Source organism: Avibacterium endocarditidis, from assembly GCF_002921145.1.
Lineage (GTDB): Bacteria > Pseudomonadota > Gammaproteobacteria > Enterobacterales > Pasteurellaceae > Avibacterium > Avibacterium endocarditidis.
The window spans coordinates 1-13468 of sequence record NZ_PQVI01000126.1; the positions used below are offsets into that span (position 1 = coordinate 1).

The 13468-nt window shown below is 43.0% G+C and carries 7 protein-coding genes and 3 pseudogenes; 6 read left to right on the plus strand and 4 right to left on the minus strand.

What is annotated here, in order from left to right; genetic code table 11:
* Both frr and pyrH read right to left on the minus strand, forming a co-directional pair.
* Window positions 1–425, minus strand: a 425-nt coding sequence (gene frr, locus C3Z13_RS09305) for a ribosome recycling factor (protein ID WP_103855735.1), incomplete at its 3' end; no start/stop codon positions are given.
* Window positions 426–454: 29 nt separating this feature from the next.
* Window positions 455–1171 (minus strand): UMP kinase, encoded by a 717-nt coding sequence (gene pyrH / locus C3Z13_RS09310; protein WP_103855736.1) that lies wholly within the window; start codon window positions 1169–1171, stop codon window positions 455–457.
* A 145-nt stretch (window positions 1172–1316) separates the two neighbouring features.
* On the opposite strand from pyrH, the pseudogene C3Z13_RS09315 reads away from it, so the two are divergent.
* Window positions 1317–2904, plus strand: a pseudogene (locus C3Z13_RS09315) (phosphoethanolamine transferase).
* Here C3Z13_RS09315 and lpxH read toward each other — a convergent pair.
* Window positions 2834–3602 (minus strand): annotated as a pseudogene (gene lpxH, locus C3Z13_RS09320) (UDP-2,3-diacylglucosamine diphosphatase). The pseudogenes C3Z13_RS09315 and lpxH sit on opposite strands and share 71 nt — an antisense overlap.
* Window positions 3603–3722: 120 nt before the next feature.
* Between lpxH and C3Z13_RS09325 the strand changes: the two are divergent.
* From C3Z13_RS09325 to C3Z13_RS09345, 5 genes and pseudogenes are all read left to right on the plus strand, one after another.
* The gene (locus tag C3Z13_RS09325) at window positions 3723–4466 is read left to right on the plus strand and encodes a 1-acylglycerol-3-phosphate O-acyltransferase (protein ID WP_103855737.1); all 744 of its coding nucleotides are present in this window, start codon (window positions 3723–3725) and stop codon (window positions 4464–4466) included.
* 1 nt (window position 4467) lies between these two features.
* A complete protein-coding gene (locus C3Z13_RS09330) occupies window positions 4468–5877 on the plus strand; it encodes a multicopper oxidase domain-containing protein (RefSeq protein WP_103855738.1) in 1410 nt (469 codons plus the stop codon).
* A 120-nt stretch (window positions 5878–5997) separates the two neighbouring features.
* Window positions 5998–6824: pseudogene (locus tag C3Z13_RS09335) on the plus strand (class II glutamine amidotransferase).
* 383 nt (window positions 6825–7207) lie between these two features.
* The gene (locus C3Z13_RS09340; protein ID WP_103855739.1) at window positions 7208–8461 is read left to right on the plus strand and encodes a serine/threonine transporter; all 1254 of its coding nucleotides are present in this window, start codon (window positions 7208–7210) and stop codon (window positions 8459–8461) included.
* Window positions 8462–8539: 78 nt separating this feature from the next.
* The gene (locus tag C3Z13_RS09345) at window positions 8540–9904 is read left to right on the plus strand and encodes an L-serine ammonia-lyase (protein ID WP_103855740.1); all 1365 of its coding nucleotides are present in this window, start codon (window positions 8540–8542) and stop codon (window positions 9902–9904) included.
* Between the two features lie 70 nt (window positions 9905–9974).
* Here the strand turns inward: C3Z13_RS09345 and dnaE are convergent, their stop codons facing one another.
* The gene (gene dnaE / locus C3Z13_RS09350) at window positions 9975–13451 is read right to left on the minus strand and encodes a DNA polymerase III subunit alpha (protein ID WP_103855741.1); all 3477 of its coding nucleotides are present in this window, start codon (window positions 13449–13451) and stop codon (window positions 9975–9977) included.
* Window positions 13452–13468: the final 17 nt, after the last annotated feature.

The window sequence follows — 13468 nt, forward strand, 5'->3', positions numbered from 1 at the left end:
AACGCTTTGATTTGATCGTTCGCATCACGGCGCACATTACGCACTGCCACTTTGCCTTGCTCGGCTTCGCCTTTCACGATCTTGATAAGATCACGACGACGCTCTTCTGTTAATGGTGGAAGTGGTACACGAATGGTTGTGCCAGCTGATGATGGGTTTAAGCCTAAATCAGAGGTTAAAATGGCTTTTTCCACCGCACCGATTAAGCTACGATCAAACACGGTTACTGCCAAAGTACGCGCATCTTCAGCCACTACGTTGGCTAATTGGCGCAATGGGGTTAATGCGCCATAGTATTCCACTTGAATACCGTCCAGTAAGCTTGGCTGCGCGCGCCCTGTTCTTACTTTGGCAATATGATGCTTGAATGTTTCAAGGCTTTTTTCCATACGCAACTGCGCATCTTGTTTAATTTCGTTAATCACAAATATTCCTTTTATTTAAGTTTAATCAATTAGTTACAAATTAGCGTGCCTTCACGCTCACCTAAAACCACTTTGCGTAATGCACCAGGTTTGCTCATATTGAACACACGAATTGGCATTCCGTGATCGCGTGCTAAAGTAAAGGCGGCTAAGTCCATTACTTGCAATTCTTTGTCAATCACATCGGCATAAGTGAGTTTTTCATACAATACTGCATCTGGATTTTTAGCAGGATCGCAATCATACACACCGTCCACTTTTGTGGCTTTAAGCACAACATCAGCTTCAATTTCAATCCCACGCAAGCACGCTGCTGAATCGGTGGTAAAGAATGGGCTACCTGTTCCCGCAGAGAAAATCACCACGCGCCCTTCACGCAACATTTTGATTGCTTCAGACCAGTTATAGGTATCGCAAATACCGTTTAACTGGAAAGCGGACATTAATTTTGCATTTACATCTGCGCGGTGTAAGGCATCACGCATTGCCAAACCGTTCATTACGGTGGCAAGCATACCCATATGATCGCCTACCACGCGGTTCATTCCCGCCTTAGCCAGTTTTGCGCCACGGAATAAATTTCCGCCACCTAACACAACCCCGACTTCTACGCCCATTTCTAGTAATTCTTTAATTTCGAGCGCCATTCTGTCTAAAATTGAAGGATCAATTCCAAAACCTTCATCACCTTGTAAAGCTTCACCGCTTAATTTAAGCAGGATTCTTTTATATACGGGTTTGCTCATTTTTTCCTCACAAAAGTTGGGTACAAAATTCTGCATATTATAGAGCAACATCTTTGCAGTGAAAATAGTTCAAAGCAAAAATCGCATAGAACCAATGAAAAAAATTCAGTAAAATGAAGCGAACTAAAAAATAAGGAACAATGTTGTGGCAGAAAAGAACAAAAAAGGAACATTTCATCTTTCATCATTGCTAGTAAGTGCGGTGTGTTTTGCGCTACTTTATATTATCAGCCTGTTGGCACTACAGGGTTCGGGCTATTTTGCGCAACCTAGTTGGCAGCAGATCAGCCTTTTTATGTCTTTCATTATTATTTTTTCTAGCTCGAAAAAACTCTTTTATTTCATTGCATTACCTATTTTATTTATCTATGCGTGTTATGCGCCCATTGGGGTAAATTTTGGCGCGCCGTCTTATCAATATATCGCCTCTGTTTTCGCCACAGATTTACAAGAAGGCAAAGAATTTTTCGCTCAAATCCCCCTGCTTGATTATGGTTATCCCCCTGTAATTCTTGGCGGTGCGCTGCTTTATCGCAGGTTAAGTCAAAAATTCCACTTGGCTTTTTATAAAAATAAGGGGCTATTGGCGCTCATTTTTGTTAATGCACTTTGGGGCAATATTCCCTTTCAACCGCTGCAAGAAAGCTATTTAGCAGGGGAAAAAGTGATCGAAGAATTACGCTTACTCAACCGCTTTGATGTGCCGAGTGAATGGGGCGAAAGCCAACTGGATAGCCGTTCCCATTATGATGATTACATTTTAGTTATCGGCGAAAGCGCGAGAAAAGATTATCACCACGCTTACGGCTACCCTGTTGCCAACACGCCTTTTCTTTCCACGGCTAAAGGCACGTTAATTGACGGCCTAACCGCAGGCGGCACAAACACCATCGCTTCGCTTAAATTAATGCTTACCAAGCCTAACAAGCAAACTTGGGAAGGGAATTATCGCTTAAATTTCATTGACTTAATTAAATCCGCAGGAATCAAAACCTATTGGCTTTCCAATCAGGGTTATTTAGGGCAATACGACACGCCAATTTCTGCCATTGCCAATAAAAGCGATGAAAAAATCTTTTTACGCGCGGGCGATTCCATTAGTAATGATGTGAGCGATTTCAACTTATTAAACCGATTTGATCAACTGATTCAAGCCCCAGCCACAGGCAAGCGTTTTATTGTGGTGCATTTATATGGCTCGCACCCGTTGGTTTGCGAACGCGTTACCGATTACAAGAAAATTTTCGATGAAAATCAAATTGCTAAAAAATATCAGGACGTGAATTGCTACATCAGTTCGATCAAAAAAACCGATGAAGTGCTGAGTAAAATTTATCAGGCTCTGGTCAAAAATCAGAAAACCACCGCACTTTTTCGATGATTTATTTTTCTGATCACGGCTTAGCTCATCAAATTAGCGATAACTATATCGCTATTCACAATAGCAGCGGAAAAAGTAAACGCCATTACGATATTCCGTTGTTTAAAATTTCCAGTGATGATCAGCAGCGTCACGAGAAAAAGGTATCAAAATCAGGCTTGAATTTCACAGAAGGCTTGGCGAATTGGATTGGCATTCGTAACGCTAACATTGACCCCAATGCGGATCTTTTCGATGATACGCCACAGCCAGATTACGATTTGCAAGAAAAAATGAAAAAATCACCGCACCTGATGATCCAGCGGTGGTGATTCCAAATCATCACTCACTGATTTCTGTAACGAGTGATTAATAAATCGCATTCCCTGCGGCGAGACTTCTAGCACAGAAGAGGTTTCGCCCCAATCGCCCAATACAATTCGTTAAGTGCGGTGGGATTTTATGCAAGTTTTGCCGATGCGTATGTCCGTGGATCAGCTGTGGTACGTTAAATTTTTGCATTATTTGCCGCACGAAATCCGCATTCACGTCCATAATTTGATTGGATTTATATTGCTTATCCTGTTTGCTTTTAGCGCGAATTTTTTCGGCAATTTTTAACCGCACTTTTAAAGGCAAATGTAAAAAAAGCCATTGGCGCCATTTTTGATGCACTTTTTTACGATAACGTTGATAAGCCACATCATCAATGCAAAGGGTGTCGCCGTGGCAAAGCAAGGTAGGCGTGCCGTATAAATCAATCACTTGATAAGTTGGCAGCAGCGTTAAACCGCAAGATTGGGCAAATTTTTTGCCGATAAGAAAATCGCGATTGCCGTGCATAAAATAGCATTTCACGCCTTTTTCCGTTAAGTGGCGAATTTGCTGTTTCACCAAATCGATCAAAGGGGAATGCTCATCATCACCAATCCAAAAATCAAAAAGATCGCCTAAAATATACAAACTTTCCGCATCTTTGGCTTGATTTTGCATAAAATCCACAAAAAGTGCGGTTAAATCTGGGCGATTTTCGCTTAAATGTAAATCTGCAATAAAATAGGTCTTTGCCATTGTTGAATATCTTTGAGAAGAAGGAAATTGCTTGATAGCCTAGCATTTTTTTAGCGGATTGATACAAATATTTGCGGATTTTCGCTATACTTGTGCAAATTTTTTTCAGGGTATGTGTTTATGCTAAAACTTCTTCGCATTATTGTGGTTATGCTGTGCTGTATTTTAATTTGTTTACTCGGCACGATTTATTCTCTCATTCGTTTCAGAAATCCAAGTAACGTGGGCGATGTGGCACGTTGGTTCGGGCGTTTGTATCCCCTTTTCGGTTTGCAAGTGGAACATCGTTTCCCCGCCAATGCGGAAAATATCGGGCCGTGCATTTACATTGGTAATCACCAAAATAACTACGATATGGTTACCATTTCTTATATGGTGATGCCGCGCACCGTGAGTGTCGGGAAAAAAAGCCTGATTTGGATCCCGTTCTTTGGCATTTTATATTGGGCATCGGGTAACATTTTTTTAGATCGTGATAACCGTTCCAAAGCACATAGCACAATGACTCAACTGGCTGAACGCATTAACCGTGATAAGCTTTCTATTTGGATGTTCCCTGAAGGCACGCGTAGCCGTGGACGTGGTTTGTTGCCATTTAAAACCGGTGCGTTTCACGCCGCTATTGCCGCTGGTGTGCCGATTGTACCTGTGGTTTGTTCCACCACGCAAAATAAAATCGATCTTAACCGTTGGGATAATGGCAAGGTGATCTGTGAAATGCTGCCACCTGTGGATACTTCGGCTTACACCAAAGACAATGTGCGTGAATTGGCGAGCTATTGCCATTCTTTAATGCAACAACGAATCAACGAACTTGATGCGGAAATTGCCGCCAGCCAAGCTCAACAAGACGCAACAAAATAAAATGAATCATTTTTCTCGCCGTCAATTTTTTAAAACTGCCCTCACTGCAGGGGCTTTTTCAGCCATTCCTGCGCCATTATGGGCGGCTGATCGCCAGCCTTTACGCGTTCCCCCACTTATGGAAACTCGCCGTGGTAAGCCTGTTTTTTTAGAAATGAACAGCGCGCAAACTCAATTAGAGCGGGGAAAATCCAGCGAAGTGTGGGGATTTAATGGTAATTATTTAGGCCCAACATTAAAAATGCGCCAAGGGGATTTTGCCAAGCTGAACTATCGCAATAGCTTGTCGCAAATGGTGGCGCTAGCCATTCAAGGACTGCAAGTGAGCGCTGAATCACTGGGTGGCGTATCTCACCCTTTCAAACAAGGACAAGGCTGGTCGCCTATTCTGCCGATCACTCAGCCTGCTTGCACTTGCTGGTATTCCGCTTGCACCTTAGGGCATTCTGCTTATCAAACCTACCGCGGCTTGCTCGGGCTGTGCATTATTGAAGATAACGAAAGCCGTAAATCAAGCTTGCCACAAAAATATGGCGTAAACGATATTCCTTTGATTTTGCAAGATATGCAATTAAATGATGAAGGGGTGCAATTATTCCAACAAAATCGACCGCACTTTTTTGGCAATCGTTTATTTGTCAATGGGCAAGAAGCGCCTTATTTAGAGGTGCCGCGCGGCGTTGTGCGTTTACGTTTGCTGAACGCTTCCCTTTCGCGCCGCTATGAATTACGCTTTGATGACGAGCGCGATTTCCAACTCATCGCGCTTGATCAAGGCTTTTTACCGCAAGCGAAAACCACAAAGGTGCTTTTTCTTGCACCGAGCGAACGCGCTGAAATTCTTGTTAATCTCAATGAGGGGGAAAACGCCACCTTAATTGTGGGGAAAAAACGAAATTTCTTCAGTAAACTCACGGGCTTTTTCGCCAGCGATGAAGAGCTGCTCGACAACACAGTGCTTGAGCTACGCCTACAAGGCTTAAGCAGTGCCTTTGCGCAAAACAACACAATGCAATTTAACACCGATGCACCGCAAGCATTAAAGGCGGAAATTCGCCGTGAGCGTCAATTCCAACTAGATGCGAATAATGGAATGCTCAATCAACAACGTTTCGATCCTAGACGCATTGATGTAAATGCCGAATTAAACAGCACGGAACGCTGGACAATCACGAGCAACGAGCCTGCAGGATTTAAAATTCAGGGGGCAAAATTTATCATTGAAAGCATTAATGATAAACCTGTGGCAGAAAGCGATCTTGCGTGGAAAGACAGCCTCTGGATTGAGGGCAAAGTGCAGATTTTAATTCGCTTTCAACAGCCGTCTTCTAACGGCCACCCTTTCACCTTTGGCGCGGCAGATCTGATGGCAGCAGACAAAGGTTGCTTAGGCTTAATGGTGGTGCAATAAAGGAAATAACGCCAAGTTATGTGATATGCGCCTTTAATCTAAAAGTGCGGTTGAATTTTTGTGAATTTTTTTGTTAAATCAAACAAGATTTAGGAAGTTAAAATCAGTTAAGGTTTCGTTATGTGTCAGCTATTAGGAATGAATTGCAATACGCCCACCGATATTGTGTTCTCTTTTGAAGGATTTCGCCGCCGCGCGGGGCTTACCGATAGCCATTCTGACGGTTTCGGCATTGCCTTTTTTGAGGGTAAAGGCGTGCGTATTTTTCGCGATAACCAAGCCGGGCATAGTTCCCCCATTGCAGATTGTGTCAAACAATATCACATTAAATCTTTCAACGTGATTGCTCACATTCGCAAAGCCACACAAGGCGAGGTAACCATTGAAAACACACACCCATTTATTCGTGAAATTTGGGGCGAAAACTGGGTATTTGCGCACAACGGCAATCTGACGAGCTTCCCTGATATGTCGGAAAGTTTCTGCCAACCCATTGGCTCCACCGACTCAGAAGCCGCTTTTTGCTATATGGCTGAACAGTTAAAAAATCGCTTTCGTAAAAAGCCCACAGAAGAACAAATTTTCCAAGTCATTCAAGAAATTACTAAAGAATTAGCACAAGGCGGCACGTTTAATTTTATTCTCTCTAACGGGGAATGGATGATCGCTCACTGCTCCACCAATTTGCATTACATCACGCGCAAAGCCCCTTTTGGTACAGCGCAACGCATTGATGATGACGGCGTGATCGACTTCCGCCAACATACCACAGAAAAAGATAAAGTAACCATTATTACCACCTTTCCACTCACTAAAGATGAAATCTGGACAAAAATGGAATACGGCGGTTTTGATTTTTCAAAGATGGCGATAAAGTTTACGAAGTACTTGGCACGCCGAAAGAAGCTATTGATGATGGCACATTAGGTAATGCGAAAGCCGCTTAATTATTCTCTCGTTGTAAGCACTTTTATTGCCATTAAAAGTGCTTTTTATCCAATTATTAACAATCTTGCGCTGCCCTCACTCAGATCATTCAATAAAACGAAACATTTACAATTTTTGATAACCCATTCTTAATAAAGAAAAAAGACTCAACTTTGTTGCTTGTCGAAGCAAAATATCGCGAAATCGAAAGTCTAAAAAAGCAAAATGTTAAAAATAAGTAAACACTTCGCTATTTTATAGTCAATTACTCCAACAAAAGTCGATCATTCTCACAAATTCCATATTTTGTCCTGTTTCGTATTCGCAACCGCTATATCATCTGCGGCGGTAAGATTAGAGTATTCGCATACACTAATCCAAGTTTATATTACGGAGTTAAACAATGTTTAAAACAACAATAACAAACAAATTCGATTTACTTTGGACGTTAAATTTATTCGGTACTGCGGTGGGAGCTGGCGTGCTGTTTTTGCCCATAAATGCTGGAATGGGCGGATTTTGGCCGTTAATCGCCATTATGCTGTTGGTTGGGCCGATGACTTATTTCTCACACCGTGCATTATCTCGCTTTGTGCTGTCATCTTCCAAACCCGGCAGCGATATTACAGAAGTAGTGGAAGAACATTTTGGGCAAGGCGCAGGGAAAATTATCACGCTGCTCTACTTTTTTGCGATTTTTCCTATTTTGTTAATTTATGGTAATGGCATCACCAATACGGTGGAATCCTTTATTATCAATCAGTTAGGGCTAGGCGCACCGAACCGCATTTTGCTTTCTTTCATTTTGATTGCAAGCCTGATTTCGGTGATGCTGATGAGCGAAAAAATAATGCTCAAAATGACTGAGTTTTTGGTCTATCCCCTTGTTTTTATTTTATTTTCTCTTTCCATTTATTTAATTCCACAATGGAACACCGCAATGCTTCACCAAATGCCTGATGCCACCAGTTTTATTAGCACGCTGTGGATCACCATTCCGGTGTTAGTGTTTTCTTTTAATCATTCCCCTGCGATTTCTTGCTTTTCGCAATCACAACAACGGGAATATAAATTGCCAGAGCTGACCGAATGCCACGCAAGCCAAGCATTGAAAAACACCTCAACCTTACTGTTATTTTTCGTGATGTTTTTCGTATTTAGCTGCGTGCTAACCCTTACCCCAGAAGATTTAGTGCAAGCCAAAACGCAAAATATCAGTATCCTTTCCTTTTTAGCCAATAAATTTGATAACCCTTATATTTCCTACTTTGGGCCTTTAGTGGCGTTTCTTGCTATTACCAGCTCTTTCTTTGGCCATTATTTAGGCGCACGAGAAGGCATTCAGGGGCTGTATTTAAAATTTTCGGGCAAACAAGACATTACGAATCGAAAAAAATTGAATTTTTTCACCGCACTTTTCTTTTTATTGACCTTTTTATTGACCTTATGGGCGGTGGCAATTATCAATCCAAGTATTCTTGGTTTAATTGAATCCATTGGCGGGCCAATTATCGCCGCAATTCTGTTTTTAATGCCAATGTATGCCATTCGTAAAGTGCCTGCGATGGCGCGTTATCAAGGCTATGCTAGCAATGTTTTCGTTACCGTTATGGGAATGATTGCAATCTCAGCAGTGGTGTATGGATTATTTTATTAATTAAGATAGAATACGCACCTTTTATAATAATCACCTTAAGCAGGGCGAAATGCCCTGCCAGAAAACTTCGAGAAAACGATGATTAGTGTTTTTGATATGTTTAAAATCGGCATTGGGCCTTCTAGCTCTCATACCGTTGGGCCAATGAAAGCGGGTAAGCAATTTGTCGATGATTTAGTGGCGAAAAATTTACTCGCCAAAGTAACCCAAGTTAAGGTCGATGTTTATGGCTCACTTTCAATGACAGGGCGTGGGCATAATACCGATATTGCCATTATTATGGGCTTAGCGGGCTATTTACCGCACGATGTGGATATTGATTTAATCCCTAAATTTATTTCTGATGTAAAAAGCACCGCACTTTTGCCATTAGCGCAAGGGCAGCGAGTGGCGAAATTTGATTATGAAAGCGATATGATCTTTCATCAAACCTTTCTGTCTTTACACGAAAACGGAATGACACTGTCCGCCTATGAAAATGACAACTTGCTTTATCAGCAAACCTATTATTCTATCGGCGGTGGATTTATTGTTGATGAAGCCCATTTCAATCAGCAGGAAGAATCCGACATCAACGTGCCTTTCCCTTATCAAAGTGCGGCAGATATTTTGCATCATTGCAAAGAAAATGGCTTAGCCTTATCGAGCGTGATGCTACAAAATGAAATTGCCTTACACGGAAAAGAAGCCACGCAAACGCACCTAAAACGCATTTGGCAAACGATGAAAGAATGTATCGAACACGGCTTGGCTACGGAAGGGTTACTACCCGGCCCACTCAAAGTGGTTCGCCGTGCGGCGACTTTACATCGTTTACTACAAGCCAACAATGGGCTTTCCAACGATCCAATGAAAGTGATCGATTGGGTCAATATGTATGCGCTTGCGGTCAATGAAGAAAATGCAGCAGGCGGGCGTGTGGTTACCGCGCCAACCAACGGTGCTTGTGGTATTGTGCCTGCGGTGCTGTCTTATTATGAAAAATTCATTTCGCCAATTACCGATGAAATTGTAGAACGCTATTTGCTTGCTTGCGGAATGATCGGCTCACTTTACAAAATGAATGCGTCCATTTCTGGGGCAGAAGTAGGCTGTCAAGGCGAAGTGGGAGTGGCTTGCTCAATGGCAGCTGCTGGCTTAACAGAAATTTTGGGCGGTAGCCCTGAGCAAGTTTGTATGGCCGCTGAAATTGCGATGGAACATAATCTGGGGCTGACTTGCGATCCTGTGGGCGGCCAAGTACAAGTGCCTTGCATTGAACGCAACGCCATTGCTTCCGTCAAAGCGATTAACGCTAGCCGAATGGCATTGCAACGCACCTCTAACCCACGCGTGAGCTTAGATAAAGTTATCGAAACAATGTACGAAACGGGCAAAGATATGAATGCCAAATACCGCGAAACCTCGCAAGGCGGTTTGGCGATTAAAATTGTTTGTACTTAATTACTTTCTGGCTTTCACATAATACGGCGTTATGCGCCGTATTATGTCTGTCCTGAGCAAAAAAGAGTACCTAGCTAAACTCTAATTCCACCGCATTTTGCCCCAGCATCTGCGAAAGTTCAGAAATAACCTCATCGCTAGGATTAATTGACCATTGCACGCCTAATTTCACCAACGCTCTGCCCTGTGGGCTTTGATAATACACGTTAATCGGCAATGCACCACCACAATAAGGGGTGAGTATCTCTTTGAATTTTTTAATAAATTGCGCATTAATTTGCTCTTGATTTAAGCTCAATGCAAGGCTTTTAGCATAACGACTGCGAGCTTCATCAAGGGTCATTAATTCACGCACTGACATTTTTAACCCCTGAGTAAAATCGTCAAAACTCACCTGCCCCGACACAATCACTATCGTATCTTTTTGTAATTTTTCGCCAAAACGATCAAGGGCTTCACCAAATAAGGTTAAATCTAATCGACCTGAACGATCATCAAGGGTAGCAATACCAAGCCTATTTCCTTTTTTAGTAATCGCAACACGAGAGTTCACTACCAGCCCACAAGTAGTGCTGATCTGCCCTCGATAATTTGGCACAAGATCTTTTAACCTTGTTGAGCTGTAATGGGCGATTTCTTTTAAATAAGGGCTAATCGGGTGGCTACTTAAATAAAGCCCAAGCGTTTCCCGCTCACCATCAAGTATTTGCTTTTCAGTCCACTTTGGTGTATTGGCATAGGCTTTTTCCACTTCTTCAGGGGTTTCAGTAAGAACACCAAACATATCCGCCTGCCCGATGGCTTCATTTTTAGCATATTGATCGGAGGCTTTAAGTGCATCTTCCAGATTTTTCGCCAATGCCGCACGGTGAGGCCCGAGCTTATCAAATGCCCCTGACATTATCAGACTTTCAAAAGTGCGGCGGTTAATTTTCTTTAAATCCACTCTGGCGCAAAGATCGAATAAATCTTTAAAAATACCTCCTTGCTCACGCGCAGAAATCAAGGCTTCAATCGGGCCTTCACCTACCCCTTTAATTGCGCCAATGCCATAGACAATTTCGCCATTATCGTTCACGCTGAAATGATGTTTGCCCGTATTAATATCTGGTGGCGTAACTTTCAGCCCCATTCGCAAACATTCATCATAAAGCCCAACAATTTTTTCCGTGTTGTCCATTTCCGATGTCATTACCGCAGCCATAAACTCCGCAGGATAATGGGCTTTCAGCCAGAGCGTTTGGTAAGAAACCAAGGCATAAGCAGCGGAGTGAGATTTGTTAAACCCATAGCCAGCAAATTTTTCCACGAGGTCGAAAATTTTCATTGCCAAGTTGCCGTCCACCCCGTTTTTCACCGCGCCTTCTTCAAATACAGAACGCTGTTTTGCCATTTCTTCGGGTTTCTTTTTCCCCATTGCACGGCGTAATAAATCCGCTCCACCAAGGGTATAACCCGCCAGTACTTGGGCGATTTGCATTACTTGTTCTTGATACAAAATAATGCCGTAGGTTGGCTCTAAAATTGGTTTCAGCCAAATGTGCTGATATTCCGCATCAGGGTAGGAAATTTCTTCTTCCCCGTGTTTACGGCGAATAAAGTTATCCACCATTCCCGATTGCAACGGGCCTGGGCGGAACAAGGCAACCAATGCGATGATGTCCTCAAAACAGTCAGGTTTTAGGCGTTTAATCAGATCTTTCATTCCTCGCGATTCCAACTGGAACACGGCGGTGGTTTCAGCATTGAGTAACACTTGGAAAGATTGCGGATCATCAAGGGGAATACGATTAATATCCACTAACGGCTTGCCCTCTTTAGCAAGGCGCGTGTTAATCATATCCAATGCCCATTTGATGATGGTTAGGGTACGCAATCCCAAGAAGTCAAACTTCACTAGCCCTGCATATTCCACATCATTTTTATCAAAATGGGTAACAGGGTGTTTGCCCTCACTATCACAATAGAGCGGTGAAAAATCGGTAATCAATCCAGGGGAAATCACCACGCCCCCTGCGTGTTTCCCTGCGTTACGGGTTACCCCTTCAAGCTTGCGCGCCATATCAATTAAGGCTTTAACTTCTTCATCGCTTTCATAAATTTCAGGCAAGCGAGGTTCAGCCTCAAAAGCTTTGGCTAAGGTCATTCCCGGATCGGGCGGCACTAATTTGGAAATGCGATCCACAAAGCTATAAGGGTGTCCAAGCACACGCCCCACATCTCGGATTACCGCCTTAGCCGCCATCGTACCAAAGGTGATAATCTGCGACACCGCACCACGTCCGTAGGTTTCCGCAACGTGTTCAATCACGCGATCTCGCCCGTCCATACAGAAATCCACGTCAAAATCGGGCATTGATACCCGTTCTGGATTTAAGAAACGCTCGAAAAGTAAATCAAACTCAAGGGGATCAAGATCGGTGATTTTCAACGCATAAGCCACCAGCGATCCCGCCCCAGAACCACGCCCCGGCCCAACAGGAATATCATTATCTTTCGACCACTGGATAAACTCCATTACGATTAAGAAGTAACCGGGGAAACCCATTTGGTTAATCACATCTAGCTCGACTTGCAAGCGCTCATCATATTCCTTGCGTTTTTCCGCCCGCTCTTTTTCATCGGGGAATAAAAAAGCTAAGCGCTCTTCCAAGCCCTCACGGGATTTTTGCACCAAATAATCTTCCGTGCTGAGATCCCCGGTGGGAAATTTTGGTAAGAAATATTCGCCCAAACGAATCGTTACATTACAACGTTTGGCGATTTGCACGGTATTCGCCAGTGCGGTGGGAATATCCGCAAATAATTCGCACATTTCCTGTTCAGTGCGGAAATACTGCTGATCGCTATATAATTTCGGACGTTTTGGATCATCTAACGTGTAGCTGTCGTGAATCGCAACGCGGATCTCGTGCGCCTCAAAATCTTCGGAAGACAAAAAACACACATCATTGGTTGCCACAAGGGGAATATGATGTTTTTCTGCCAATTTTAAGGCCGCTTGAATATAGCGTTCTTCTTCAGGGCGACCAGTGCGACAAAGACTCAAATAAAAATGATCAGGAAAAAATTCTTGATAAAAACGCACCGCACTTTCTACATCCGCAGGATTATTTTTCAATAATTTTTTCCCCACATCGCCATTGCGCCCACCAGAAAGAATAATCAAGCCTTCGCGGTGTTCCACCAGCCATTGCTGATCTATATAAGGTAAATCCGTGTAACCTCGTTCATAAGCCTTGGATAATAATAAGGTGATGTTGTGATAGCCTGTGTTATTTTTCGCAAGCAAGGTGAGTTCAAAATGTTCATCACCGAGCAAATCACTTTTCACCAGCACATCAGCCCCAACAATGGGCTTCACCCCTGCTCCAAGAGCTTCGCCATAAAACCGCACTAAACCGCAGAAGTTGGTGAAATCCGTCAATGCCATTGCCACCATTTCGTTTTCCACGCAGGCTTTGACCAACGGTTTTACTTTCGCAATACCATTAATCATTGAAAAATCGCTATGCACACGCAAATGCACGAAACGCGGTTCTGACATAAAAAATCCTTGTTATT

Excerpts from the sequence above, each read along its gene's own strand:
- pyrH (WP_103855736.1), bottom strand. The coding sequence starts at position 1,171 with ATGAGCAAACCCGTATATAAAAGAATCCTGCTTAAATTAAGCGGTGAA.
- C3Z13_RS09325 (WP_103855737.1), top strand. The coding sequence starts at position 3,723 with ATGCTAAAACTTCTTCGCATTATTGTGGTTATGCTGTGCTGTATTTTA.
- C3Z13_RS09330 (WP_103855738.1), top strand. The coding sequence starts at position 4,468 with ATGAATCATTTTTCTCGCCGTCAATTTTTTAAAACTGCCCTCACTGCA.
- C3Z13_RS09340 (WP_103855739.1), top strand. The coding sequence starts at position 7,208 with ATGTTTAAAACAACAATAACAAACAAATTCGATTTACTTTGGACGTTA.
- C3Z13_RS09345 (WP_103855740.1), top strand. The coding sequence starts at position 8,540 with ATGATTAGTGTTTTTGATATGTTTAAAATCGGCATTGGGCCTTCTAGC.
- dnaE (WP_103855741.1), bottom strand. The coding sequence starts at position 13,451 with ATGTCAGAACCGCGTTTCGTGCATTTGCGTGTGCATAGCGATTTTTCA.